The sequence below is a fragment of the Bacillus sp. FSL W8-0519 genome (genome assembly GCF_038005585.1).
GTDB lineage: Bacteria > Bacillota > Bacilli > Bacillales > Bacillaceae_G > Bacillus_A > Bacillus_A paranthracis.
Map to the genome: position 1 here is coordinate 3,145,511 of NZ_JBBOTL010000001.1, position 25,299 is coordinate 3,170,809.

The window sequence follows — 25,299 nt, forward strand, 5'->3', positions numbered from 1 at the left end:
CTCATACTTTTATTATATGCTTTTATTTCACACAAAATATGGATTTAAAGTCGACTTTCGTTAACAAAATCAACTGTTAGGAAACCTTCATCTAAAATAAAAAGAAGCTCCAAATTTTATCTTATTTAGGTCATAGATATTAAACTTAATAAAATTAAAAGCAGGGACATATTTGATATGTTCCTGCCTTTTTATTGTAGGTTACCGATACATAGCCATCTAGCTAAGAGTTTGAAGTGCTTCAAAATCAAACATTTCATCTCACCATAGTTTTCTATGGGAATCCATTGAACAGCTTATTTACATAACTTTCGAAAGCGGAAGTCAATAAATCTATCATATATCTTCAGCGATTTATTGCTGAAGATACAACTGTTTTGATAATGGAATACCCTTATTGAAAAATTCTGAGTAATCGTTTAAATAATAATCTGCTACATCACTTTGACCTTGAAACATGCATGTTATGATTCCTAATTCTTTTGCAGGTAGCAAATCTAATTCTCTATCTCCAATAGCTAGATCAATTTTGTGTTTTTGATGCAAGTAAGTATATGCTGATGGGTTGGGTTTGCGAGGAAAACCATTATCAATCGTAACCATATCTACAAAGTATTTGTCCCATCCATAATATTTTAAAATTGCTAAAACTCCATCTCTGTGTTTATGTGTCATGATTACATTCTTATCTGCAAATTTCAAAATTTCTTCCACGCCATCAAATGGTTTCATGTCTTTTGGAGACAATTCCTTTTTTAAGCTTTTAATTTTCTCTTTCTGGTCACTAGAAACATTATAGTAGTCTAGTGCATGTGAGTATGAAATCTTTAATTTTTTATAAATCTCCTGTTTATCTATCTCTTCTCCAAGTACTAGAGAGAGTATTTTGGTATAGGCAGGATATGTATTAAAAAGTGTTCCGTCAAAGTCCCATAAAATATTCAATTAAATCACCCTTTCTATTCCATTTTATCACAAGAATGTGGTAGCCATACTCTTGTTTTCTTTGTATACTCCATACACTATCAGTTAACATAACGTCTCATTATCAGTAGCAATGAAAAAAGGATAACCCTGCTCTCACAAGAGAATCTTCTTTTTTAGTTCTATAAATCTATACATTTTTTATACATTCCTATCCTAACGCGGTTTTAGTGTTCGTGTATGTTACTGGATTAGCAAAAAAACTGTATAACATCTTGCAAACTCTTAGCGTAAGATTCCCCCAAAATATTGGACCCCAATACGTGCTTTCTTATGGGTATTTCTTGCCCCCATTAAACAATCTTCTGTCACTTGTCTATCTTTAAGGGTAACGCACCGAGCCTTTGTCCTCCTCCCAAATCCAAACAAATGATTCATATTACAGTCTATTTCAAACTGAATATTTAATCTTTATTCATTTTAATATAGGTATGTAAATAAAAGGGATAATCAGCCCCATAATGGACTAACTATCCTATAAATCTTTATCTAAAGTTAATAAAACTAGAACTCCTTTCCCTATGTATATTTACTTCGTTACCTCACCAAACTGCGCTCTCGTCACTTTCGCCAAGTCATCCACTTTCAGCTCAATTTGTATACCTATTTTTCCGCCGCTTACTATCATCGTTTCAAGTAATTGGGCACTCGCATCAATACATGTAGAAAATAACTTCTTCATTCCGACTGGTGAACAGCCGCCGCGAATATATCCTGAAACTTTCGTAATATCTTTAACAGGAATCATTTCAATTTTCTTTTCACTTACTGCTTTTGCGGCAGCTTTTAAATTTAGTTCCTCATCTACCGGGATGATAAACACATGATAATTTTTACTATTCCCTTGAGCGATTAACGTTTTATATACTTCTCTCACTTCTCGTCCAATTTTCTCGGCTACTGATACGCCATCAATTTTCCCATCGTCTGGATTATATGACATCATCGAATATTCAATTTTCTCTTTATCTAATATTCGCATCGCATTTGTTTTATCTTTTTTCATAGTGATCTCCTTAAACGGTTATTTCATATTATTAAGTTTTATTATACACCCTTTTCCATTTCTCCTACATAACTTCACGTATATTTCAAAACTAAAAATATTGATAATTCAAAAATCATTTGATATAATTTGGAAAAACTTATTGTTAAGGAGAGATTTGTAATGCAAAATTTTAATATTTCTTTCCAACTTCATCATCATACGTAACGCCGTGTATCCGAAGAAAAATTTTTCTTCGTGGGTACAGGGCTTTTCCTGTTGACCCACGAAGCGTTTATAAAGCTATGTGGGTATTTTTATACCTGTATAGCTTTTTTTAATTTAAAAAGGAGTGATTACAATGGAAATGAGAAATGTAAAAGGAACGAAAGACTATTTACCAGAGGAACAAGTACTGCGAAATAAAATTAAAAGAGCTTGTGAAGATACATTTGAACGATACGGATGTAAACCGTTAGAAACGCCGACATTAAATATGTATGAGCTTATGTCTTACAAGTACGGCGGTGGTGATGAAATATTAAAAGAAATATATACACTTCAAGATCAAGGAAAACGCGGTCTTGCCTTACGTTACGATTTAACTATTCCATTCGCAAAAGTTGTGGCAATGAACCCGAACATCCGCCTTCCTTTTAAACGGTATGAAATTGGGAAAGTGTTTCGAGATGGCCCCATTAAACAAGGAAGATTTCGTGAATTTATACAATGCGACGTTGATATAGTAGGTGTAGAATCAGTCATGGCTGAAGCGGAACTCATGAGCATGGCGTTTGAGCTGTTCCAAACGTTAAACTTAGAAGTAACAATCCAATATAATAACCGCAAATTGTTAAATGGTATTCTTCAGGCCATTAACATCCCTACTGAATTAACAAGTGACGTCATTTTATCATTAGACAAAATCGAAAAGATTGGGATTGATGGCGTACGAAAAGATGTATTAGAGCGCGGAATTTCTGAAGAAATGGCTGATACGATATGTAATACCGTATTATCTTGTCTACAGCTTTCAATTGCTGACTTTAAAGAAGCTTTCAATAATCCACTCGTTGCCGATGGGGTAAACGAATTACAACAATTACAGCAATATTTAATCGCACTTGGAATAAATGAAAATGCTATATTTAATCCGTTTTTAGCGCGAGGACTCACAATGTATACAGGTACCGTATATGAAATCTTTTTAAAAGATAGATCAATTACATCTAGCATCGGTAGCGGTGGTCGTTACGATAATATTATTGGAGCATTCCGTGGTGATGATATGAACTATCCAACAGTCGGTATTTCATTCGGTTTAGACGTTATTTATACAGCACTATCACAGAAAGAAACAGTATCATCTACAGCGGATGTATTTATCATCCCGCTCGGAACAGAATTACAATGCTTACAAATCGCCCAGCAATTACGTTCTACCACTTCCTTAAAAATCGAACTTGAACTAGCGGGACGCAAATTAAAACGCGCCCTTAATTATGCCAATAAAGAGAATATCCCTTATGTGCTTATTATTGGGGAAGAAGAACTTAGTACAGAAACTGTTGTGCTGCGGAATATGAAAGAAGGTAGTGAAGTGAAGGTTCCGCTTTCTTCTTTGAAAGACAATACACTAAATAAGTACTTTACTACGCCTACTACGTTATGACTGTGAAGTATTCTCAAAATGTAAATGATAGAATAAAAAACTCCATTAACAAATAATGGAGTTTTTACACACAATTTAATTTTGTTTAAATGTAAATGTTTGTTTATATTTTCTTTCCGACTCACAATCTTTTTGTCCATCTTTTAGCAACCTAGAAGGCTTTTCTTGCCAAGTTATAATAACTTCAAGTTCATTAGACTGAACGGATATAGGAAAATTCGCATGATTAAAAGCAATTTCTTTACTTAACACATGATCTTTTTTAGAAGTGAAAAGTTCATACTTCGTTTGAGAATGTGGTTCATTTCGAAATACTTCAACCGTTACATGATAAGCGTCCTTCCCAATATCTTGAACCTCGAAACCATACGTATCAAAAACATCCTTTTTAGATGTAACTAAACTAGTTTTTTTATCAGGTTGCTTAATTTCTATTTTCCATCGATCTGACGTTTGAGAAACCGGCAACTGCTTTGGAGAAAAAGCATGAACAGTGAAAGAACTTCCAATTACGAAACAAAATATACAAAAGAAAGAAAAAAGTACTTTTTGCATTAGTATAACCTCCATTGTTTTAAGTTTTGAATTACTGTTCCCTAAAAGCAATGGATGTATTATGGTATTAAACTAAAAGTGCCTTCCTACCATTATAGAATCACGTATACAAGTTTTTATATAGATGAGAGCAACTCAATAATTAGTTTACATAAAATAATTACACTCTACTCAAAACTACGCGTATTTAATATATTTGTGAAATTTGATAATAACCACCTGAAAACGCCAATAAAAAGAGGAATCAGCAGTGCAATAATATTATTTCTTAACATCACTTCTCATCCGTTCTCTCTACTATACCAAATTCAACTATTTACTATTATTTTGTGCATTCCTACTCTCCAAAACTTTCTCCATATTATGAGTCGCCCACTCCATCATTAATAGAATCATTGGACGAAGCGATTCACCAAGCTCCGTTAACGAATATTCTACTTTTGGAGGTACTTCACGGTACACTTCACGATGTATGATACCATCTGCTTCAAGTTCTCTCAGCTGTAATGTTAACATTCTTTGTGTGATATTAGGTTTTAATCTTTTTAATTCATTAAACCTCTTCGTCCCATCTAATAGATGATACAAAATTACCCCTTTCCATTTCCCTCCAATGACCTCAACCATCGCTTCCACTGGACAAGAATATTTATTTAAAAATGGGTAATTTACATTATTTTCGTTTGAACAATCCATAATAAATCCCTTCCCTTAACATTAGTATCTTTTTTGATACTATACCAAATAAATGTGCGTACTTGTTTCTATGTTACTTTAAAAATATAATTTGGTTACAAAATAAATTAATGAAAAGAGGAACTTTTATGACAAATACAAATCAAACTACAAAAGAAAAAATTATGGATGCTTTTCATTTCAGACATGCATGTAAAGAGTTCGATCCTATGCACAAAATTTCAGAAGAGGATTTTAATTTCATTTTAGAAACAGGAAGATTATCTCCTTCTTCTTTCGGATATGAACCTTGGAAATTTATTGTCGTACAAAATAAAGAAGTAAGAGAAAAACTACAACCATATTCATGGGGCGCTGGTGGGCAACTTGCAACAGCTAGCCACTTTGTCATTGTTCTTTCAAGAAATATTAAAGATATGCATTATGATGCAGAGTATATTAAACATATGATGAACGATATTATTGAATTACCTGAAGACGCGCAAAAAATTAGATATGAATTCTTTAAAAAGTTCCAGGAAACAGATTTTAACTTATTACAATCCGACCGTGCTGTATTTGATTGGGCATCTAAGCAAACTTATATTGCTTTAGGTAATATGATGACGAGTGCAGCTCAAATTGGCATTGATTCTTGTCCAATAGAAGGATTTGATAAAGAGAAAGTAGATTCTTTACTTCGTCAAGAAGGCATTATTAAAGAAGATAATTTTGAAGTATCTGTAATGGTTGCCTTTGGTTACCGTAAAGAAGAGCCAAAGCGTGATAAAACAAGACAGACTATGGATACAATTGTTGAATGGATTTATTAAGATAACACGCGCTCCTTATAGCTGTATACTCATACGAAAAAAGTAGAATTTCATTTCTCTTATGTATGAAATTGGTTTTTCATGGAAAGATATATTAGTATGTATGCAGTTTAAACACTCTATTTATTAGAGTTGGACAGGAGGAGAATGAATATGTCTGATATTGAAGTTGGCGAAGTGTTTACTCTTAGTGATGAGAATAACGAAGAGCAAGAAGTAGAAGTGCTTGGAGCGATGGATGTCGAAGGCGCTGAATATATTGCAGTTGCCTTTGTTGAAGACATTCAAACAGAAACCGAGGAAGACATTGATATTTTCTTTTTAAAAGTAGAAGAAGATAGTGAATTCTCATATATTGAGAATGACGAGGAATTTGAAAAAGTATCTGCTGCGTTTGAAAAGATTTTGGATGAGCAAGAGCAAGAATAGAATGAAACACACGAGGACGGATGCATATCCGCCCTCTTTTTATTTTTCACTCATCCAAAGATTTATGCAGCAATTCCAGTACATCTTTCATCACAAAAGGACCGTCTTTTTTTACATGCTCAGCAAATTCAGAAACGAGACGTAGTGTACTCACACTTTCAACCGGATGCTCTCCTGAAGCACTTTCAGCAGAAAGCATAACAGCATTCGTTCCGTCCAGTACAGCTTGAAACACATCAGTTACCTCCGCCCTTGTTGGAATAGAATGATCTACCATAGATTGAAGCATTTGTGTTGCTGTAATAACATATGTATTCGTTCGATTACATTCCTGAATCATCATTTTTTGCAAGAGCGGAATAAATTGAAACGGTAACTCAACTCCTAAATCTCCCCTTGCAATCATAATTCCATCTGCTTCTTTACATATATCTTGAAAATTTTCAATCGCTTCCATCGTTTCTATTTTGGCAATTAAATTAGGTGACGTTTCTTTATATTGTTGTATGAAATCTCGTATTTCTTTTATATGACTAGGTTTTCTTACGAAAGAACATGCGATAAAATCAACACCTTCTTCTAAAAGAAACTGAATATCTTTTTTATCTTTCTCTGTAATAGCTGGTAAACGAACGATTGCGCCTGGTAAGTTCACCCCTTTATGAGAGGAGATATTACCACCTGTTTTCACCTTCGTTTCTATTTTATCCGTACTTACTTTCTCAACGATTAACTCAACTTCACCATCATTAACTAAAATTCTACTTCCGACTTTCACATCATTCGCGATTCCTTCATAATCAACACTTGCTTCCGTACTACTCCCTGTAACTGGTTGCGTATGCAAAATAAAAGAATCCCCCGCCTGAAGTGTAATTTGTTCTCCTTTCATTTCACCTAACCTTATTTTAGGACCTTGTACATCGCCTAAAATTTTAATAGAATCATCTAACGATTTCACTAAACGAATGATATCTTTATGACTTTCATGCGTCCCATGTGATAAATTTAGCCGAACAATTTTCATACCATTGCTTATTAACTGCGCTAACGTTTCTTTATTATTACTTGCTGGCCCAATTGTACAAATTCGATCGATTGTCATTTTTATCACCATCCTTTTTCATTATGATTCCCATAAACTTTCATTACACTCTCAACATAAAAAAAGCCTACTCCCACAAGTAGGCTTTTAAAACTACGAAAGTTTTGTTAATAATTGATTTAAATCTTTTTTCGTTTTCGTCGTTAATGATTTCATTTTAGTAATATCTATCTTTTCTTTCTCCGCCCCTACAATTAACGGATACATACTTTGTCCAATTGTTTTATATTCAGCTGGGTGTGATGTTTCTAACTCTTTCTCAATTACATCCCACTTTGCATTAATTTGTTTTCCAAGTTTATTTACTGTATCCAATTTCGGATTAGCAGCTAACTGCTTATCTAAGCTATCCACTAATGCAGCAACTTCTTTCACACTCGTTTTCACAGCTACACTTTTCTTCGGATCTTTCGTTGTTTTTCCGTCTGAGTTTGTACTTGTACTTTGATCTGTTGTTTTCCCGCTAGTCGTTTGATCATTCGTCTTTCCTGTCGTCTCTTTTTCTTTTGTTTTTACATTCTCGTTTTGAGTTGACGTTTTACCGTTACTTTCTGTTCCCGATGATTCTTTCGTGTTTTTTGTATCTTTATCTGTTTTTTCATTTGAAGAAGTATTTGTTTCTTTTTCAGTATCTTTCGTTGTTTTTGACGCTTCATCTGCACTTGTCGTTTTTGATTCTCCTTCATTTTGCGCTGTTACTTGCTCTTTCTTTTCTGTTTCTTTATCTGCTGACGGACTACAAGCTGCCATAGTAAGCATTGTACCAATTGTTATCGATGCGATAGCGACCTTTTTCATTTTCATATAAATCCCCCTATGTTTACGTTTTTATCCTCCCCTTTACGATTCGATTTCCCCTTAAAAAATCCCTTTTCATACGAATTACCATCTTTCCGACAGTAATCTTCATAATAATACGTACAAAAACTGATAAATCAATTTGAATATTCGAGTTTCTTCTACTTCATTTTTCTTCTCTATAGTAAAAGAAAAAGAGTATATTGTCACATGAAGAATTACGATCTTCATATGACGATATACTCTTCTATCAAATTTTTATCTTTCTTGACATTTTATTTATACAAAAAAATAAAATTTTCTTTCGTTTTTTTGTTTCTCAACAATTGTTAACATAATATATTTATGAGTACCCACCATTCGAATGAATAACTTGCCCAGTAATCCATTTCGCTTCTTCACTTACTAAAAAAGATATTAAGCGCGCAGCATCCACCGGCTCTCCTACTTTACCTTGCGGGAACTTCCATACTAAATGATGCTTCAGCTCCTCTGTAATCCATCCTGTATTCGTCGGTCCTGGATCAACAGCATTTACTGTAATCCCCTTCTCCATCGCAACTGGTGCTACTGATTTTGTAAATGCTTCAATTGCCCCTTTCGTTGCTGCGTATGCCAGTTCATCAGGCATTGGCCCGAGTGACTGCCCTGAAGTAAGATTAATAATACTCCCACTCGTCTTGCTTGCATAATGTTTTATAAATAATGAACTTAATAACATAGTAGCTCGAACATTTACTGTATAATGTTTATCTAACTGTTCTACATTTAATTCTTCGATTCTCGTATGAGTAGCATACGCTGCATTATTAATTAATATAGATGGATCACCTAACCGTTCTGATACCATATAAAACAAACGATTGGGCGAATACGACTGCGATAAGTTGATTTCTGCCATTTCACATCGAACACCGTAACTTTCAATCTCCTCTTTCAACAAAAAGGGCTCTTTGTCATGCATTCCCCACGGCATCGCTTTATCATACTGAGACCAGTACGTGAAAAAAATGTCTATTCCTTTTTGAGCAAGCGCCTTGCATACAACTGCACCAATTCCATTCAGACGAGTGGCCCCTGTTACAATTGCTATTTTCTTCACCTTTTCTCCTCCACCTATGGATAAATCCTCTGCACGAATACAGAGGATCTATCTTTTTATTCAATATTTGACAATATACGTTCTGCACCTAATTTTAAAATTTTAATAAAGATATAATTTACAATCGTAAACATTACAAATAAAACGATAAACATAACCCACAGTCCGACATGAAGGAAGAAGTATAATAAACTTACTCCCGCTACAATAACTAAAGCTATTAAAATATTAGCTAAAAAATTCCACAAAGTTGTATAGCGGCTCTTAAATAATTTCTGCTCTGTATCCCAATGTATATCTGCAGTTTGTGCATCCCAGCGTGTACCAATTAAATTAATTAACAGTAAGCCGTTCGCACTTAGTAAAAACCACAGTAACATGAAAACAGGAGAAATTCCCGCTACAACTGCCATCGTAATACCGAACACTGCTAAAATAATTACATTAATTAACCAAGCCGTGATTGCTTTTGCAAAAAAGATATCCGAAGCTTTTACAGGTAAATATCGATTCACAAACCAAGAGCTTCCATCACGTGAGAATGAAGTTGTTGCGATGACGTTACTTCCCATTAAGAATAGAGAGGCACAAAGGCCAACGCCAATCGCAAGCCCTGCTGATTTTGGATTATTAATATAACTCATAACCCATTTTAAATTTCCATCTTGTACAAATAAAACGAAGAACAACATAATCGGCATAACGAAAGTTTGTACGATACAATTCAAGAAAAATTGTGGTGTACGGAATAACGTTTTAAATTCTTTTTTCACATACGCTTTCAAATGTGAACTTTGTACCGTTGATTTTTGTAAACCTTCTGCTGAAATGACTTCTTTTTTTGCTGTACTCGTTGAAAGTCCAATAACCCCTTTTAAATATGTACGCTCTGCAATGTAATAAAACAACACAAAAAATACAAATGAAATAACTGCAAAGATTATTACGTATAAAGGACCCTTCCAATTTGCATTTTCTACTAATGCTACTGCTCCAAAATATGTAGTTGGAAAATAGTTTGTCATTTGTACTAAAAGAGAAGACTGGTTGTTTGCAAGGTAATCCGCAATTGCATCTTCAGAAAACGAACTTTTATTTTTCCACTGCAAAAACACGTTAATTCCTACAATAAATAGTATACTTACGATTCCGATAAATATATTTCCTCGGTCTTTATTTTTCGCTATATTTGTATACCTCATAATAACTGTCATGAGTAACGAAGCTAGTACTAACGGCACAATCGGGAAGAGTAAGTAAATGAAAATCATATATATGTAATATGTAATAAACGCTCCACTTTTTAATCCGTAAGTAATGAAGATTGGTAGTAAAATAAATGAACTCATTACGTATTGTGTAATTAATACCGTTAAAAATTTGGCTGAAATAATTTGCGCTGGTTTTAATGGTAATGGTAATAACATTTCAATGTCATTGCTGTAGTAAAATACAGTTAAAATGTTCGTAATACTCATTAAAAATACCCATATACTCGCAATCGCAAGTCCCATTGCGATAATCATTCCTGGATCTTGCCCTAAATGTATCATTCCCTCATACATTGCATGCGTGATAGAACCAAACAGTAAAAATCCGACAAATAAAATAGCCGCAAATGAAAATACATACGCCCATCGCTTCTTCTTATCTGTTATAAAATCTGCATAATTTAATTTCAATAATACTTTCGTTAACGTCCAAATTTTACTCATTGCCCGTCATCTCCAAGAACATTTTTTCAAGTGATTCGTTGGATTTAAAATGATCTCTCATTTCATCTAAATTCCCTTTAAACTGCAAATTCCCCTTATTAATAATCGCGACGCGGTCACATAATTTTTCTGCCACTTCTAATACGTGTGTAGAGAAGAATACAATCTTTCCTTTATCCGCATGTTCTCTCATCATTTCTTTTAAAATATATGCAGATTTCGGATCAAGCCCCGTTAACGGTTCATCTAAAATCCATACATCTGGCTCATGCACGAGCACACCAATAATAACAATCTTTTGTCTCATACCGTGCGAGTAACTTTGAATTTGATCTGATAAAGCATTATAAAGATCAAATTTCTTCGCTAAGGACTCAATTCGTTCTTGGCGTACTTCTTTCGGCACTTCATACATATCTGCCATAAAGTTTAAATATTCAATTCCCTTTAATCGTAAAAACATATCTGGACTATCTGGGACATAACCAAACGTCTTTTTCGCTTCCATCGGATTTTTCATAATATCTATACCGTTAATCGTAATCGTCCCTTTGTCCACCCCATGGATACCAGTAATCATCTTAATTGTCGTTGATTTACCGGCACCATTTGGCCCTAAAAATCCAAAGATTTCTCCGCTAGGCACAGATAAACTTAAATCTTTTACTGCATAGGTAGAACCATTATAACTTTTTGACACATTCATAATTTCAATCATTCCATCCAATCCTTTCCTTAATTACCAAATAACTATATTAACATTATAGCATACTTATAATTTTTATATTTTTGTATTTTTCAGTTTTTAACCTTTAAAATAAATATACAGACCTAACCCAACGATTAAAACGACAGCTAGTATAATATAAATCATCGTAAGCCTTCTAATATTCCCCTTTGTCGCTTTACTATAATTTGCATCACCCTTTCGCCCAATTAACACCGTCGCGACTACAGTAATGACTACAAGTAATACAACGATCATGATCCAATTTAGCATACCTTCCTCCCCCTCCTTACAACCATTTTACAATATTATCCTCTTTATTTCGCAGTATATTTCCTCTTTTTACTATTATTATGAAGCAAACTAAAAAACTATTATTACCATTCCTATCCATATGTGATATATTTATAACATAACGTGATTTATTTCTAACATGATAAGGAGGAACTATCATGAAAACAACTTGGATAAAATATTTAGGATTTCTCGGTTTCTTCGGTTTTCTTGGCTTTTTTTATGAAAAAGGATTGTTCACTATGTTTTGTTTCTTCTCCTTTTTCACCTCATATAGAACGGTTCAACACGATGAACTGTTTGAACAAATCGTCAATAAATCGTGCCGCAATGCCTTTATCGTTACGTTACTAACTACCGCTATCATTATGTTCATTGAAATGTTATTTCCAAACCCGGTGCTACAAGAGATTGATATCGCTCTTATTTTCGGCACACTCATTCTTACGTTTGGTTTTTCTATGTTCTTTTACGATAAACCTGTTGACGAAATGGAAGATGCACCATGGCGTTCGTAACGAAAATAAAAGAATACCGCGCCAAATTGAATATGACGCAAGAAGATTTAGCGAAACAAGTTGGTGTACGTCGTGAAACAATTAACCATCTCGAAAAAGGAAAATATAATCCTTCCTTGCAGCTTGCTCACGATATTGCGAGGGCACTTCATAGTACGATTGATGAAGTTTTTATTTTTGAGGATAAATAAAAATACCGGCATTCTTTTCACAAAGAATACCGGTATTTTTCATTTATACAACGATCACCCATACAAAACCGCATGAAATACGCCCAACAGTAAATATTGGTCTTCTATATAATCTTCATCGTATACATTCATCTCGATGTGATACATATCTTCCTCAAGACGAATATTCCAATCTGCAATTACATAGCCTTTTCGTAATAACTTTCCCATCCCAAAAGTAGTTTTATGAACAACAAATTCTTCTCTCTTATATGTAAAGGTAAATAAGAAATTTGCATCCAATAACTTTCCGTCACATACAAGTATTTCATGCTCTGCATCATGATTATCTTTATATGTTACTAAAATCTTTCTTTGGCGCTGCCTACTTACATCCTTTGCAATGACGCGAATATTGTCCTTGCTATCCTTTATTTCATAAATGATATTACTACCGACTTTCGGAATGAAATCTAGCACTCTCATCAACGTATTTTTATAATAGCCTCGTACTGTGCCTACTCTGTCACTTCCATTGTAAACCTCAATAGGCACCGTATCCGCTTTACTATCACACAGTCGTTTGTAAGAAAGCTGCATCACCCGCTCTCCTCTTAAGTACTGATCAAACGTCACAGGATATTCTAACGCGCGCAGTTCTTTATTTAACTCATATAAATAACGCTGAACACTCTCCACTAATGCTGTAGTAGAAATACATTCCTGAACCTCAAATTGTTGCCAACTGGAAGAAACTCTCCATTGATTGTCCTCTTCATAGAAGAAACTAAGAATTGTCTCATCACGGTCAGGCGTTTCATAATTCATATGTACATTCTGCCCGTGCTGCACTTGCTCCATCCACTGCCCTAAATAAATGCCAAGCTCTGCGACCTTCATGCATGACTTTTGAAAAAGCACGCTGTCACTCACGCGAATCGTTACATCCCCTTCGATAAAGCCCTTTGAATAAGCATCATACCGCCGCTCATCTTTCTGTGGGATATTCTTGTCTAACTCAAATAAAAATGTTAACATCTTTCACTCACCTCTAGTTATTACACCGATCGTACCTATAAAATGAACGCAACTCAAATTATATCGACGATTTTGCCAATATATCTACCGTAACTTAAAATATATCAACGATTTTTTCGATATATCGACGATTCGACAAAGAATATCGACTTATCAACAAATATCGACACGATTAAAATGAAACTACCTTTTCTTCCGCCACTTCTACAAGTTCTAAAATTTGCAGCAGACTCTTCACTTCATAAGTCGGCTTAACACTTGCCTTATTCTCTTTCAAACTCGGATTATACCAACACGTATCAATGCCGTAATCTTCTCCGCCTTTCATATCAGAAGTGAGCGAATCTCCAACCATTAGTACACTTGATTTATCCGTAATCCCAAACTTTTCAAATGCATAATCAAAAATCTCACGTGCTGGTTTTTGATGACCAACCTCTTCTGAAATAATAATATGATCAAAGAAATTACATAAAGGCGAATTTCCGATTCTAGATTGTTGCACCTTCGTATATCCATTCGTAATGATGCCTAGCTTGCAATCTTGTAGATTCTCACATAATTGCACTGCACCTTCTATAAGATGTACTTCTTTCCCTAAGTTTTCAAGATATACATCACTAAATTGCTGTGCATCTACTTCTATATTATGAAGTGCAAATAATTGTCTAAATCGATCTACCGCTAATTCACTTAACGTAATCATTTTATTTTCTAAATCTCTCCATAACCCATTACTAATCTCTTTATAACTTGCAAGATAATCAGTATACCCTGTAGGCATACCAAACTGTACAAACGCATTATGTAATGCGTGTCTTTCCGTTTCAGGGAAATCTAATAATGTATCATCTACGTCGAATAATATAACTTTGTATTTCATGATGTTCTCCTTAGTTCCTATTTTAAAAGCTTCGTTCTCATTGCTTATAAGTTTTTATATATTTCTTGATGAAGCGCTTTAACCCGCTCTTTATAGAATACACCTTTATCTTTTATTTTCAAATGTGCTATAAATAAGTTTGCTAGCATGACAGCTGTATCTAGTCTATAAAATAAACTAACGATATGAGGGGTAACATTAAAGATACTATCATTCTTATATCCATCTTTAAATTCATCCCAACTAATCTCATTAGTTTCAGCTATTCTCATTAACTCCAGCAATGGATGACCAATTAAAGCGTTATCCCAATCAACTATTGCTTTAACTTCTCCATTATACCCGATTAAATTGGCTGGTCGAATGTCCATATGTAATAAGCATTTTACATGATCTGCTGTACTAAGAATATGTTCAATTGTTTTTGTATCTGGAAGTTTAATTCCACAGTTCGTAATTGTATTAAACCCTTCTATCCGTTTCACAATTCTTTCTGCTATATACTTACTAATCGGCTCTTTAATATTTTTCTCGTAATGCAAACCATCAATTGGCATGCTATGAAGCTTGCTCACTAACTCTCCTATTTTGTGCGCAGAAATTGGCATATGATCAGTATACACACAATCCGAAATTAAAAAATCAAGTTCGACAGAAAGATGCAATCCGTGTATCTTTGGCACCGAAATACCTTTTGAATGACAATACTTAGAAAGCTCTGCTTCCTTTTTCAATGAAATCCGACTATTAAATAAATCTTCATTTATATTTTCTACTTCTCTTTCCCACGGCACTCGAAATGCCAAAGACCCCTTTTCTGAATCTCCTCGAAAAACAATATTTTGCACTCCCGTTCCAATCACCTTTAAATCCTGAACAGCTAATTCCTTATAATCTTGACTTAGTATTGTTGCTAGCTTTTCTCTTAACCCCTCTGCTTTTCCACGTGTATGAATCATTTTATCCCCCGATTCGTAAGTTCTTTTCATTCATTCTCTCTTCGTTGCACAACATTCTCATTAGCAAAATTATAACAACAATAAGAAAAGGAGGCTAATCCAATCAGCCTCCCTCCGCTTTATTTATCTTCTAACAATAAAACTTTCATTTGTTCTAACGACTCTTTCGTAAAGCCAAGTGCTTTTTCAGCATACGCTTCAACTGAACCATATTGCTTTTTCACTTCATCAATCGCAGCTTGTAAATACTCAGCACGTGCTTCGAACATCGCACCTAATATCGCTCTACTCTCATCGTTTTGTAGTTTTGCACCTAAAAAGGCCATCATTTTCTCGTTTAACTTTTCACGGAAACCGTTACTTAGTAAATAATCTTCCATTACTGTTTTCTCTGGTACACCTAGTAAAAGTAATAATAATGCTGATCCAAATCCAGTACGGTCTTTCCCAGCTGTACAATGGTTTACTAACGGTAAGTTTTCCGGGTTTTGCGCTAAGTTTAAGAAGCTTACGAACGCCTCGTTACCACTTACGAAATCTTGATTCATTTTCACAAGGTATTCGCCTGGTTTGCCTAACATAGAAAGGTCACCAACTTGGAAAAACTCATTTATGTTCAAGTCTTTTGCTAAGTCTTGCATAACTGGTAAACACACTTGACGAGCTCCTGTAATCTCAGGGTTTGGCTTATGCTTCACTTCAAAGTCTGTACGGTAATCGCAAATTAACTTTAAGCCAGACTTTTGTAAATACGCAATATCCCACTCTGTTAATCCTGCTAATTCTTCAGAACGGTATAATTTACCCCATTTTACTTTACGGCCTTCTGTCGTTTCATATCCTCCCATATCACGGAAGTTAAACGCGCCTTGTAATGGCAGTCTACGCTCAGCTACTGTTACTACTTGTCCATTACTACCTACTAGTCTAAAATATGGACGCTCATTTTCGCTCAGGTTTTCAATTGTATATGATGATTCTCCATTTACCGTTGCAAGTAATTCTCCATTTTCTTCAATATGATCTGGCGAAGTACTCCAGTAAATGCGAACTTCCTCTATATTATTTTCCCACTTTATTTGTAACGTATTATCTTCATTTCTTTCTACAGTTGCTTGTAACCAATGTCTTTGCTGCCCCATTCTTTCACCAACGCTTTCTCTTATAATCGAATCTTACTCTATTGTATTATACAAATATCTACTTTGTCGTTCTCATTTTTCTTTTTATCTTACAAACAGGCAAAAAGTTCTTTTACTTGTTCATAAGTTGTACATGGATTCCCTCGAAATGAGTTCAAGAGAGTACATCGTTCATCCTCCTAAAACTTCCACACATACCGCTCAGTAGAACTAAGCAGCTGACATCCGTTATTTTCAAAAATATCCTTCATCCACTCATTTTGTACATTTGTCTCACCGATATAATAAGATGCTCCTATTTCTTTTAATACAAACATCGCTCCTGTAAAGAATGCTGCTTCGTATCCTTTATTTCGCATATTTGGAGCGACTGCGAAATACATAAGTTTTCCTTCTTCTAACGTCCCCTTTTCAATATATGGGATTACAATTCCGATCTGCTCTTCATTAATACTCGCAGTTAAACAATGTTCTTTCCATTGCTCTCCAATTTCTTGTAGCATCATATTTACAAATTGATCATAAGTGACTTGTTCTTCCGTCATCTCGTTCCAAAGTGAATAAAAAGCATCTTCTCCTACTTCTTCAATCAACTTAAAATCAATTTCACTTTCTACATCTTCCACTTCATATATATCCTTACATACAATGATGTTTTCAGTAACATATTCAAAAGAATACGCTTCGAAACATTTCTTATACACATCATAATTTGGGCTTTTTGAAGAAACTTCAAAAAGTAAGTTTTCAATTCCCTCTTTTTCAGCCTCAACAACACAATATTGCATGATTCCCTTTAATTGCTCTTCTGTAAAAATCTCTGCATTATTTTCTTTTATCATGATAGAAGAAGCATTTCTTCTTATTTTAAAATGTTTTTCTAACTGTTCTATCGTCGTCATATTCTTCCCTCATCTATGTCATACTTGAATTTCTACTTGTTCTCCTTGCATGAGCAGGATTGTCCTTGAATATATAGAATACTAGAAAACATCGCATCTTTAAAGTGCGGAGGAGGTTCTCCATTGGATATTACAGCGCTGCAACAACAGTTAGAGCTTATACAACAAAATGACTATACGCAACTGCGACATATAGATATAAATGAATTAACGCTCCATATGCTTCAGTATATCGGAACAACTGATAGTTACGTTCGTTACCAGCTTATATATAAATGTTTTGTGCATTTTATTCATCATGAATTCCTTATGGATGATCAACTAAAATTACTGTTGCAAACTTGTTTAAGTGATGAGTATTTATATTGTGACATTTACTCCCCACATACAGATGGGGTTTTCACACGTTCTTACACTGTTTCGTTAATTGCGTTAATACTCCAATTCGCTAATTCGCACTACTTTTGTACAGAGGAGGATATTGAAGAAATAAAAAACAAACTCATTACATACACAAACTTAGAAACAGATTTCCGAGGCTATATTGAAAATAAAGGATGGGCTCATTGTCTTGCTCACGTATCTGATGCCTTTACGGAAATTGTTCATAATACGTATACAACTTTTGAATGGTACGAAGAGTTAATTCATTGTTTATTAAATAAAATCTTCATTCCATCTGACCTTTTTCATAATAACGAAGATGAACGCATCGTTACTCCTTTACTAGCGATGTTGTATCATGACTTTCCGCAAGACGAGTTAATTTCTATTATTCATAAAAAAATAAAAAGGCTTCCTCAAATTAGAAAACGCCTTTCACTTAATGAGTATTGTATTTTATGTGCCAACATTAAAACCTTTTTACGCACATTATTTTTCAGAACGAAAGATGATCATAACTTAGCCTTTACAGCACGTAAAACAGAAAGAATGTTAAAAGAACTTCCTAATTACTATTAAAAACAAGGAGTCAAAATATGGGTTATATTGAAGACATTAGAAATTTAGTAGGAAATCATCCACTTATTTTAATAGGTTCGCACGCCATTATAGTAAATGAAAAAGGTGAAGTATTACTGCAGCTCCGCACAGACTTTAACCGCTGGGGCATTATTGGCGGCGCTTTAGAATATAACGAAACATTAGAAGACGCTTTAAAGCGAGAAGTATATGAAGAAACTGGACTGATTATTAAAAATCCAGAACTATTCCGTACATACTCTGGACCAGATTACTTTCAAATCTATCCAAACGGCGATCAAGTACACGGTGTACTCGTTGTTTATATTTGCCGCGAATTCCACGGTGAGCTTGTATGTGATCAAACAGAATCAAAAGAATTACGTTTCTTTCCGCTTGATGAATTACCTAGTACTCTTCATCCAGTTATTGAGGGGATTCTTCGCGATTTTCATCACTCCAATTAAAGATAAAAATAAAACAGCCTCATCTCCCGTCATGATAATGCGAAATGAGGTTGTTCATGTTAGATCGTTATCTCAATCTGATTTCCTTCAGGATCACTTACTACACTTTCATAGTAACCATCCCCTGTAGTTCGTGGGCCGTTTAACACAGGGTATCCTGCTTCTCTTAATGTATTCGTTAATTCGTTCACCTTTTCTTTACTACCTACAGAAAAAGCAATATGTGCATATCCTATTGTTTCTGTTTGTAATGCATCCTCTATCCCTACCCGCTTCATAAGTTCTAGACGCGCACCACCTTCAAAAGTTATAAAATAAGATTTAAATTGCTTTTTTGTATTATGATATAAGCTATTTTCTTCACCATTAAAATATTGTTTATAAAAATCACGCATTCCTACTAAATCATTCACCCAAATTGCTACATGTTCAATTTTCATAATCGACACCTTTTCTTTTATGTTATTCAACTGGCAATTGGATGCTTCATTGCCAGCACATTTAATTTTCGTTATTTGTTCTCGTAATCATAAGATCAAGTCCTAGACTTTTTAATCCATATAAATAATCTTCTTTCCAATTACTCACTGTTATTTTCGGAATATGTTCCGCCGGGATGTACTGCGGACAAGTTTTTACAATTTGATCTATTACAAATTGATTCACTTCATCATCACAGAAGATAAAGGCATGCGGGTTAATAATAGCTATACATGTAGCGATTAAACGAGTAATAGCATCTATATTATATTCCTCTGGATTATTCGAATCTTCACTTCTCAAAGCTTGCAAGAAATTTTTATTATTATACTGCGGGACGAAAGATATCTCTCCTGAGAAAAATGTGCTTCCGCGTACGACATCTCCATTTACCATAATACCTGCACCTGGACCATTTTGACCGGAATACAAATATACAAGAGAGGAATTGTCATAGTTTCCAGTGTTTTTATAATAACCAAGCACAGCAGCATTCATATCGTTTTCTATTACTACTGGTATAGAAAACTGTTCCTCCAAATGACTTTTCAAATTAAAATTTTGGAACTTTTCATATCCAGGAATATAAAAAATACGACCATTATCAACCGAACCAGGCACACCAATTGATATAGAGCTTATTTTCGGGAATGTAGCGATAAGACCTTCAATATGTTTAGATAATACATTTACGCCCGTATCAATTAACATACTTGAAGTACTCCCCTGTTCTTTTACTTCCCCTAAACAGTTGAAAATTGTATAGTTTGTTTCATTTTTTTCTAAAAATATCGCTAAACCTAACATATATTCTGGATTATATTCATATCGTTTCGCTCTTCTTCCACCACTTGAATCATCTAAACCAGCTAAAGTGACTTCACCGTCTCGTTTCATTTTTTCTATAAATTTACTTATCGTTGGAAAACTAATTTCTAATGTATTACTAAGCTCAACTTTCGTTGCACTACCTCGCTCTAAAAGAACTTTACGAATGCCACGAAGGATTGTCTCTTTAATCGATTTTTGAGTAACAAACTGTTCACTCAAATCGTTCACCACCTTAATCAACATACTTATTAAACACTTTTAATAAGTTGCGTTGACAATATATCATACATCATTTTCTAAAGCAATAAAGATGATATATTTCTACTAGCAGTATTCCGAATGCTTCCCCTAGTATACTTAGAAATTGTGTATAACCTATGATAGAAACTTACAGCAAACGAGAAAACCAGCAAAACAAATAAGAAAAAGAGCGTTTCAAGAAGTAAGTAATGTCTTCGTACGATTTTCCGCACTATTTTTCTTTATATGAAACACCTTTCACATTTTCTATACGATACAACATCCGTTTATTCATGCACTCATAAAAAACGATTTCTATAAGTCTATCGTTTTAATAACTTTAGCTGGGTTACCACCAACCACTACATTATTGGGTACATCTTTTGTCACAACTGCCCCTGAAGCAATTACAGCGTTATCTCCAATTGAAATACCAGGGTTAATAATAGCTCCCCCACCTACCCAAACATTGTTACCAATCTTTACAGGCTTTCCATATTCTTTACCAGAATTCCGCTCTACCGGGTGTAAAGGATGAGTAGCAGTATAAATGTGAACACCAGGTGCAAACATACAATTATCCCCAATTCGCACTTCACAAACGTCTAAAATCACACAATTGAAATTGGAGAAAAAATTCTTTCCAATATGGATATTGTAACCATAATCACAACGAAAAGTAGGTTTAATATGTGATGCCCCGTCAGCTGAAGAACCTAAAAGCTGATTTAATAATGTAAAACGCCTCTCATCTCCTGTCTCCATTGCCTCGTTATAAAGACGTGTTAAACGTTTTGCCTCCACCCTATCAGCTACTAATTCTTCGTCATCCGCAATATACATTTCTCCCGCTAACATCTTTTCTTTTTCTGTTTTCATACAATCATCTCCTTTGTAATCAAATGAACCCTACTTATTAAACATCTTTATTAAGTGACTTTCATTATACTTATTAAACATGTTTAATAAGTAACCCTATAGTAGCATACTTTTTAATATATGCAACTAATAAGTTTCAAAAGAATATGCGAACTCCTTGCTTTACTCATCGATATGACGAATAAGTTATAGGGAAAAAAGAGGGAACGCTCAGTGCTCCCTCTCAAATCCAATCCGTTTCTTAATTTCTGTTAAATTTACCTTCGCAATAGTCCGCGCCCGCTCAGCACCTTTTTCCAACGCTTCATATAATAAATTCGGTTCATTCATATACATAGCATATTTCTCACGTGGCCCAGCTAATTCACGGTCTACAACGCGAAACAACTCTTTTTTCACATCGCCCCATCCAATGCCAGTTTCATATTTTTCACGCATTGACTGCATTTCATCTTCCGTTGCAAATTCTTTATAAATTGTAAATAACGTTTCTAGTTCTTTCGGTTCATTTGGAAGTGAAGAATCTGTTTTGATTTTAAATATTAACTTGCGTAGTTTTTCTTTCTCTGCAAATAATGGGATCACATTCCCGTAACTTTTACTCATCTTTCTTCCATCAAGCCCTGGTAATATTGCTCCTTCTTCTTGTATGACATACTCCGGAAGTGTAAATGTCGTGCCAAAAGTATGATTAAAATACGTCGCAATATCACGCGCGATTTCAATATGCTGAATTTGATCTTTTCCGACAGGTACATGCGTAGCCTGAAATAGCAATATGTCAGCTGCCATTAAGATTGGATACGTATATAATCCCATATTCACTCCTGCATCGACCTCTAAACCCGCTTCTTTATTTTGCTCTACTTTCGCTTTATACGCATGAGCACGGTTCATAAGCCCTTTCGGAGTTAGGCAAGCTAATATCCAAGCTAATTCTAGAATCTCCGGCACTTCTGTTTGCCTATAAAAAATAACATCTTCTCCAAGTCCAAGCGATAACCAAGTAGCTGCTACCTCTTTCGTATAACTACTAAACTGGCTCGGATCATGCACAGCATTTAACGCGTGATAATCAGCTATAAAATACAATGCTTTCCCTTCATTCTTCTTTGACATTTGCAACGCAGGTTTAATTGCACCAATATAATTTCCTAAATGCGGATAACCTGTCGGCTTAATTCCTGTTAACATTATTTTCTCACTCATCCTAACTCCTCCTTTCTCAAAACAAAAAGAGCCCCTCATCCTTAAAAAAGGACGAGAGACTCCCGCGGTACCACCTTAATTAGCTATTGTTAGCTCACTTCAACTTCTTAACGTGAAGCAACCGTCTTTACCTACTCATTTCAGTTAGAAGCTCCAGAGCCCATTCCATATTCATCCCTTACTGATTTCCACCACATATCAGCTCTCTGAAAAGTTTCGAATATGTACTCTTCTCTTTCATCGCTTTTCGTTATTTTTTACAGTTTATCACATTTCACTTCTAAACAAACCAAAATTTTCTATTTTATTTAGCAGGAATTTCCACTTCAATTGTCTAATATTATATAGGTTTGCAGAAATACTCGAAACAACTTTGGAGGTTTTTTCATGGTAAAATATATATCCATTTTAGGTTCAACAGGATCTATCGGCACGTCTGCATTAGATGTCGTTTCAGCTCATCCCGAACATTTTAAAATCGTCGGTTTAACCGCAAATTATAATATCGAGCTTCTTGAGCAACAAATCAAAACGTTTCAACCTCGCATTGTAAGCGTCGCGACAAAAGAATTAGCAGACACGCTTCGTACGCGTATTTCAACCAACGTAAAAATTACATACGGAACAGATGGCTTAATTGCGGTAGCTACTCACCCTGATTCAAATCTTGTATTAAGTTCCGTCGTTGGTGTTTCAGGATTACTCCCAACAATTGAAGCATTAAAAGCGAAGAAAGATATTGCCATCGCTAATAAAGAAACGTTAGTTGCAGCTGGTCATATTGTAACTGAACTGGCCAAACAAAACGGATGTCGTTTAATTCCAGTCGATAGCGAACATTCAGCTATTTTCCAATGTTTAAACGGAGAAAATAATAAAGAAATTGACAAATTAATCGTTACAGCTTCTGGCGGTGCATTCCGTGATAAAACACGTGAAGAAATGAACACTCTACAAGCAAAAGATGCTTTAAAGCACCCAAACTGGTTAATGGGGGCAAAATTAACGATTGATTCTGCCACATTAATGAATAAAGGATTCGAAGTAATGGAAGCAAGATGGCTATTTGATATTCCTTATGAAAAAATTGATGTAATGATTCATAAAGAAAGTATTATTCATTCTTTAGTAGAGTTTATTGATGGATCAGTTATAGCGCAGCTCGGTGCTCCTGATATGAGGATGCCGATTCAATATGCGTTTCACTACCCTACTCGGCTACCTTCTTCCTATGAAAAATTAAATTTATTAGAAATCGGTAGTTTACATTTTGAAAAACCAGATTTAGAGAAGTTTCCTTGTCTACAATACGCATATGAATGTGGCAAAATTGGTGGTACTACTCCTGCTGTATTAAACGCAGCAAATGAAATTGCGAATGCACTATTCTTAAAAAATGAAATTGCCTTTTTCGATATTGAAAAAACAATTTACAAAACAGTTGAAGCCCATCATAACGTAAAAAATCCTTCACTAGATGCTATATTAGAAGCGGATCAATGGGCACGCCAATATGCACATCAATTGTTAATAAAAAAGAGCTAAAACAGATAATACTGTTTTAGCTCTTTTTCCTACGTATTCAACTTAACAAATCGATAACCATGCGTTACTAACACCTTTAATATCGCATACCCTGGAATTGCTAAAATAATCCCCATAATTCCAAATAAATTTCCGGCAGTTAAAATAATAAAAATGATAGTAATCGGGTGAATATCTAGCTTTTTCCCCATGACTTGCGGAGAAATAAATTTACCTTCTGCTAATTGTACAACCATCATTACAATAATTACCTTTAAAACCATCCCCGGCGAATCAATAAACGCAATAATTAACGCTGGTGTAATTGCGATAATTGGTCCTACGTACGGAACGATATTTACAATCATCGCTAAAATAGCGAGTAGTACTGCATATTTAATACCGATAATAAGGTAACCAATTAATAGCATAATACCGATAAATAAGCTAACAATAATTTGTCCTCTAATATACGAGCTAATCGCATAATGCATATCGTCTAGTATTCTCATCGCTGCTGGTCGTCTTTGTTCTGAAATAAACTTTAAAAAGTGATTTGGTAATTGCTCACCATCTTTTAAAAGATAGAACAATATAAACGGAACCATTACAAACGTTAAAACGACCTCTGTAATAGTACTTAAAAATCCAGTTACATTTCCTGTTACTGATGATAAAGATTTCGTAAAATCAACTGTATAGTCTTTTACCATATTCGCAACATTAATATTTAAATTCTCCTGAATTTTACCGAGTAAATTGCTTTCCCCAAATCTACGTGCTGCTCGTTCAATTTCATGACCGAAATACGGTAAGTTATCTATTAATGCATCAATTTGATCTTTAATAATTGGAATAACCGTTAAAACTAAAAACACAAATAATCCAATTACGATTAAGTATATCGAGGCTATTGATACGATTCTTGAAACACCTTTCTTTTCTAAAAGCGAAACGAATGGATGCAAAATGTAAAATAGTACGCCCGCTAATAATACTGGGAAGAAAATTGTTTTTAAAAAGACGATAAACGGCGTAAAAACAAATGATATTTTTGTTAGTAATAAAATATTAATGAACAATAGTGCAAACCCAAGTAACACTGCTAAATAATTGTGTTCTCTAAAAAATTTTTTCAACTTATCTCGTTTTCTTAAACTTACTTTCTCCAATAAAACCACCTCTTCGAATGATGAAAAGCCCTTATATAGGGCTTTTTA

28 protein-coding genes and 1 other annotated feature are annotated in these 25,299 nt (G+C 34.4%); of the genes, 8 read left to right on the top strand and 20 right to left on the bottom strand.

What is annotated here, in order from left to right:
* Positions 1–354: 354 nt before the first annotated feature.
* Together NST14_RS16465 and ybaK are read right to left on the bottom strand one after the other, a co-directional pair.
* Complete coding sequence (locus NST14_RS16465) at positions 355–945, bottom strand: HAD family hydrolase (protein ID WP_001024262.1); 591 nt, start codon at positions 943–945, stop codon at positions 355–357.
* Between the two features lie 568 nt (positions 946–1,513).
* The gene (gene ybaK / locus NST14_RS16470) at positions 1,514–1,990 is read right to left on the bottom strand and encodes a Cys-tRNA(Pro) deacylase (protein ID WP_000710876.1); all 477 of its coding nucleotides are present in this window, start codon (positions 1,988–1,990) and stop codon (positions 1,514–1,516) included.
* Positions 1,991–2,330: 340 nt separating this feature from the next.
* Between ybaK and NST14_RS16475 the strand changes: the two genes are divergently transcribed.
* Entirely contained in the window at positions 2,331–3,641 is a 1,311-nt protein-coding gene (locus NST14_RS16475) for a histidine--tRNA ligase (protein WP_229142827.1), read from the top strand.
* A 75-nt stretch (positions 3,642–3,716) separates the two neighbouring features.
* Here NST14_RS16475 and NST14_RS16480 read toward each other — a convergent pair whose 3' ends face one another.
* Together NST14_RS16480 and NST14_RS16485 are read right to left on the bottom strand one after the other, a co-directional pair.
* A complete protein-coding gene (locus tag NST14_RS16480; RefSeq protein WP_103102522.1) occupies positions 3,717–4,196 on the bottom strand; it encodes a hypothetical protein in 480 nt (159 codons plus the stop codon).
* A 312-nt stretch (positions 4,197–4,508) separates the two neighbouring features.
* Positions 4,509–4,892, bottom strand: a complete 384-nt coding sequence (locus NST14_RS16485; RefSeq protein ID WP_000340660.1) for a winged helix-turn-helix transcriptional regulator — start codon at positions 4,890–4,892, stop codon at positions 4,509–4,511.
* Between the two features lie 128 nt (positions 4,893–5,020).
* Between NST14_RS16485 and NST14_RS16490 the strand changes: the two genes are divergently transcribed.
* Both NST14_RS16490 and NST14_RS16495 read left to right on the top strand, forming a co-directional pair.
* Positions 5,021–5,704: an NAD(P)H-dependent oxidoreductase gene (locus NST14_RS16490; RefSeq protein ID WP_229142828.1), complete on the top strand. Its 684-nt coding sequence runs from the start codon at positions 5,021–5,023 to the stop codon at positions 5,702–5,704.
* Positions 5,705–5,851: 147 nt separating this feature from the next.
* Positions 5,852–6,133: a DUF1292 domain-containing protein gene (locus NST14_RS16495; protein ID WP_001997837.1), complete on the top strand. Its 282-nt coding sequence runs from the start codon at positions 5,852–5,854 to the stop codon at positions 6,131–6,133.
* Positions 6,134–6,179: 46 nt separating this feature from the next.
* Here NST14_RS16495 and NST14_RS16500 read toward each other — a convergent pair whose 3' ends face one another.
* The 6 genes from NST14_RS16500 to NST14_RS16525 form a co-directional block, all read right to left on the bottom strand.
* Positions 6,180–7,250, bottom strand: coding sequence for a pyruvate kinase (locus NST14_RS16500; RefSeq protein WP_073536287.1), 1,071 nt, complete (start codon positions 7,248–7,250; stop codon positions 6,180–6,182).
* Between the two features lie 81 nt (positions 7,251–7,331).
* Entirely contained in the window at positions 7,332–8,042 is a 711-nt protein-coding gene (locus NST14_RS16505) for a hypothetical protein (RefSeq protein WP_046198414.1), read from the bottom strand.
* Between the two features lie 337 nt (positions 8,043–8,379).
* The gene (locus tag NST14_RS16510) at positions 8,380–9,138 is read right to left on the bottom strand and encodes an SDR family oxidoreductase (RefSeq protein ID WP_101219404.1); all 759 of its coding nucleotides are present in this window, start codon (positions 9,136–9,138) and stop codon (positions 8,380–8,382) included.
* 56 nt (positions 9,139–9,194) lie between these two features.
* Complete coding sequence (locus tag NST14_RS16515) at positions 9,195–10,853, bottom strand: putative ABC transporter permease subunit (RefSeq protein ID WP_229142829.1); 1,659 nt, start codon at positions 10,851–10,853, stop codon at positions 9,195–9,197.
* The gene (locus NST14_RS16520; protein ID WP_000570055.1) at positions 10,846–11,571 is read right to left on the bottom strand and encodes an ABC transporter ATP-binding protein; all 726 of its coding nucleotides are present in this window, start codon (positions 11,569–11,571) and stop codon (positions 10,846–10,848) included. The genes NST14_RS16515 and NST14_RS16520 overlap by 8 nt, the downstream gene beginning before the upstream one ends.
* A gap of 87 nt (positions 11,572–11,658) precedes the next feature.
* Positions 11,659–11,853 carry a hypothetical protein gene (locus NST14_RS16525; RefSeq protein ID WP_000935861.1) on the bottom strand — a complete coding sequence of 65 codons (195 nt, stop codon included), beginning with the start codon at positions 11,851–11,853 and terminating at the stop codon, positions 11,659–11,661.
* 179 nt (positions 11,854–12,032) lie between these two features.
* On the opposite strand from NST14_RS16525, the gene NST14_RS16530 reads away from it, so the two are divergent.
* Together NST14_RS16530 and NST14_RS16535 are read left to right on the top strand one after the other, a co-directional pair.
* Positions 12,033–12,392 (top strand): DUF3796 domain-containing protein, encoded by a 360-nt coding sequence (locus tag NST14_RS16530; protein WP_000859221.1) that lies wholly within the window; start codon positions 12,033–12,035, stop codon positions 12,390–12,392.
* On the top strand, positions 12,380–12,583 hold the full coding sequence (locus tag NST14_RS16535) for a helix-turn-helix transcriptional regulator (protein WP_000896292.1): 204 nt from the start codon (positions 12,380–12,382) through the stop codon (positions 12,581–12,583). Before NST14_RS16530 ends, NST14_RS16535 begins: the two co-directional genes overlap by 13 nt.
* 54 nt (positions 12,584–12,637) lie before the next feature.
* On the opposite strand, the gene NST14_RS16540 is transcribed toward NST14_RS16535, so the two are convergent.
* The 5 genes from NST14_RS16540 to NST14_RS16560 all read right to left on the bottom strand — a co-directional run bounded on the left by NST14_RS16540 (position 12,638) and on the right by NST14_RS16560 (position 17,486).
* Complete coding sequence (locus tag NST14_RS16540) at positions 12,638–13,600, bottom strand: tubby C-terminal domain-like protein (RefSeq protein ID WP_071743290.1); 963 nt, start codon at positions 13,598–13,600, stop codon at positions 12,638–12,640.
* A gap of 172 nt (positions 13,601–13,772) precedes the next feature.
* Positions 13,773–14,483, bottom strand: a complete 711-nt coding sequence (locus tag NST14_RS16545; protein ID WP_000875919.1) for a YjjG family noncanonical pyrimidine nucleotidase — start codon at positions 14,481–14,483, stop codon at positions 13,773–13,775.
* 44 nt (positions 14,484–14,527) lie between these two features.
* Entirely contained in the window at positions 14,528–15,472 is a 945-nt protein-coding gene (locus NST14_RS16550; RefSeq protein WP_033670767.1) for a phosphotransferase family protein, read from the bottom strand.
* 89 nt (positions 15,473–15,561) lie between these two features.
* A complete protein-coding gene (locus NST14_RS16555) occupies positions 15,562–16,584 on the bottom strand; it encodes a tyrosine-protein phosphatase (protein WP_000531483.1) in 1,023 nt (340 codons plus the stop codon).
* Between the two features lie 179 nt (positions 16,585–16,763).
* Positions 16,764–17,486 carry a hypothetical protein gene (locus NST14_RS16560; protein ID WP_000207381.1) on the bottom strand — a complete coding sequence of 241 codons (723 nt, stop codon included), beginning with the start codon at positions 17,484–17,486 and terminating at the stop codon, positions 16,764–16,766.
* Positions 17,487–17,609: 123 nt separating this feature from the next.
* Here NST14_RS16560 and NST14_RS16565 point away from each other — a divergent pair, with 123 nt between their 5' ends.
* Both NST14_RS16565 and NST14_RS16570 read left to right on the top strand, forming a co-directional pair.
* Complete coding sequence (locus NST14_RS16565; protein WP_000355461.1) at positions 17,610–18,449, top strand: DUF2785 domain-containing protein; 840 nt, start codon at positions 17,610–17,612, stop codon at positions 18,447–18,449.
* Positions 18,450–18,466: 17 nt separating this feature from the next.
* Positions 18,467–18,916 (top strand): NUDIX hydrolase, encoded by a 450-nt coding sequence (locus tag NST14_RS16570; protein WP_229142830.1) that lies wholly within the window; start codon positions 18,467–18,469, stop codon positions 18,914–18,916.
* A gap of 59 nt (positions 18,917–18,975) precedes the next feature.
* On the opposite strand, the gene NST14_RS16575 is transcribed toward NST14_RS16570, so the two are convergent.
* From NST14_RS16575 to NST14_RS16590, 4 genes are all read right to left on the bottom strand, one after another.
* Positions 18,976–19,356: a VOC family protein gene (locus NST14_RS16575; RefSeq protein ID WP_098946572.1), complete on the bottom strand. Its 381-nt coding sequence runs from the start codon at positions 19,354–19,356 to the stop codon at positions 18,976–18,978.
* A 61-nt stretch (positions 19,357–19,417) separates the two neighbouring features.
* Complete coding sequence (locus NST14_RS16580; protein WP_229142831.1) at positions 19,418–20,446, bottom strand: ROK family transcriptional regulator; 1,029 nt, start codon at positions 20,444–20,446, stop codon at positions 19,418–19,420.
* Positions 20,447–20,782: 336 nt separating this feature from the next.
* Entirely contained in the window at positions 20,783–21,346 is a 564-nt protein-coding gene (locus NST14_RS16585; RefSeq protein ID WP_000845609.1) for a maltose acetyltransferase domain-containing protein, read from the bottom strand.
* Positions 21,347–21,556: 210 nt separating this feature from the next.
* Positions 21,557–22,555, bottom strand: a complete 999-nt coding sequence (locus NST14_RS16590; RefSeq protein ID WP_001290864.1) for a tryptophan--tRNA ligase — start codon at positions 22,553–22,555, stop codon at positions 21,557–21,559.
* A 44-nt stretch (positions 22,556–22,599) separates the two neighbouring features.
* Positions 22,600–22,805: a binding site (T-box leader), on the bottom strand.
* 137 nt (positions 22,806–22,942) lie between these two features.
* Here NST14_RS16590 and NST14_RS16595 point away from each other — a divergent pair.
* Complete coding sequence (locus NST14_RS16595; protein ID WP_000241812.1) at positions 22,943–24,100, top strand: 1-deoxy-D-xylulose-5-phosphate reductoisomerase; 1,158 nt, start codon at positions 22,943–22,945, stop codon at positions 24,098–24,100.
* Between the two features lie 29 nt (positions 24,101–24,129).
* On the opposite strand, the gene NST14_RS16600 is transcribed toward NST14_RS16595, so the two are convergent.
* A complete protein-coding gene (locus NST14_RS16600) occupies positions 24,130–25,251 on the bottom strand; it encodes an AI-2E family transporter (RefSeq protein WP_000416970.1) in 1,122 nt (373 codons plus the stop codon).
* Between the last annotated feature and the right edge of the window lie 48 nt (positions 25,252–25,299).

Bases quoted from the DNA above. Each gene is read 5' to 3' on its own strand.
- ybaK (WP_000710876.1), bottom strand. From the start codon at position 1,990: ATGAAAAAAGATAAAACAAATGCGATGCGAATATTAGATAAAGAGAAA.
- NST14_RS16505 (WP_046198414.1), bottom strand. From the start codon at position 8,042: ATGAAAATGAAAAAGGTCGCTATCGCATCGATAACAATTGGTACAATG.
- NST14_RS16570 (WP_229142830.1), top strand. From the start codon at position 18,467: ATGGGTTATATTGAAGACATTAGAAATTTAGTAGGAAATCATCCACTT.
- NST14_RS16490 (WP_229142828.1), top strand. From the start codon at position 5,021: ATGACAAATACAAATCAAACTACAAAAGAAAAAATTATGGATGCTTTT.
- NST14_RS16540 (WP_071743290.1), bottom strand. From the start codon at position 13,600: ATGTTAACATTTTTATTTGAGTTAGACAAGAATATCCCACAGAAAGAT.
- NST14_RS16545 (WP_000875919.1), bottom strand. From the start codon at position 14,483: ATGAAATACAAAGTTATATTATTCGACGTAGATGATACATTATTAGAT.
- NST14_RS16550 (WP_033670767.1), bottom strand. From the start codon at position 15,472: ATGAAAAGAACTTACGAATCGGGGGATAAAATGATTCATACACGTGGA.
- NST14_RS16555 (WP_000531483.1), bottom strand. From the start codon at position 16,584: ATGGGGCAGCAAAGACATTGGTTACAAGCAACTGTAGAAAGAAATGAA.
- NST14_RS16500 (WP_073536287.1), bottom strand. From the start codon at position 7,250: ATGGTGATAAAAATGACAATCGATCGAATTTGTACAATTGGGCCAGCA.
- NST14_RS16515 (WP_229142829.1), bottom strand. From the start codon at position 10,853: ATGAGTAAAATTTGGACGTTAACGAAAGTATTATTGAAATTAAATTAT.
- NST14_RS16495 (WP_001997837.1), top strand. From the start codon at position 5,852: ATGAATATGTCTGATATTGAAGTTGGCGAAGTGTTTACTCTTAGTGAT.
- NST14_RS16535 (WP_000896292.1), top strand. From the start codon at position 12,380: ATGGCGTTCGTAACGAAAATAAAAGAATACCGCGCCAAATTGAATATG.
- NST14_RS16520 (WP_000570055.1), bottom strand. From the start codon at position 11,571: ATGATTGAAATTATGAATGTGTCAAAAAGTTATAATGGTTCTACCTAT.
- NST14_RS16525 (WP_000935861.1), bottom strand. From the start codon at position 11,853: ATGCTAAATTGGATCATGATCGTTGTATTACTTGTAGTCATTACTGTA.
- NST14_RS16590 (WP_001290864.1), bottom strand. From the start codon at position 22,555: ATGAGTGAGAAAATAATGTTAACAGGAATTAAGCCGACAGGTTATCCG.
- NST14_RS16475 (WP_229142827.1), top strand. From the start codon at position 2,331: ATGGAAATGAGAAATGTAAAAGGAACGAAAGACTATTTACCAGAGGAA.
- NST14_RS16530 (WP_000859221.1), top strand. From the start codon at position 12,033: ATGAAAACAACTTGGATAAAATATTTAGGATTTCTCGGTTTCTTCGGT.
- NST14_RS16595 (WP_000241812.1), top strand. From the start codon at position 22,943: ATGGTAAAATATATATCCATTTTAGGTTCAACAGGATCTATCGGCACG.
- NST14_RS16575 (WP_098946572.1), bottom strand. From the start codon at position 19,356: ATGAAAATTGAACATGTAGCAATTTGGGTGAATGATTTAGTAGGAATG.
- NST14_RS16480 (WP_103102522.1), bottom strand. From the start codon at position 4,196: ATGCAAAAAGTACTTTTTTCTTTCTTTTGTATATTTTGTTTCGTAATT.
- NST14_RS16485 (WP_000340660.1), bottom strand. From the start codon at position 4,892: ATGGATTGTTCAAACGAAAATAATGTAAATTACCCATTTTTAAATAAA.
- NST14_RS16560 (WP_000207381.1), bottom strand. From the start codon at position 17,486: ATGACGACGATAGAACAGTTAGAAAAACATTTTAAAATAAGAAGAAAT.
- NST14_RS16585 (WP_000845609.1), bottom strand. From the start codon at position 21,346: ATGAAAACAGAAAAAGAAAAGATGTTAGCGGGAGAAATGTATATTGCG.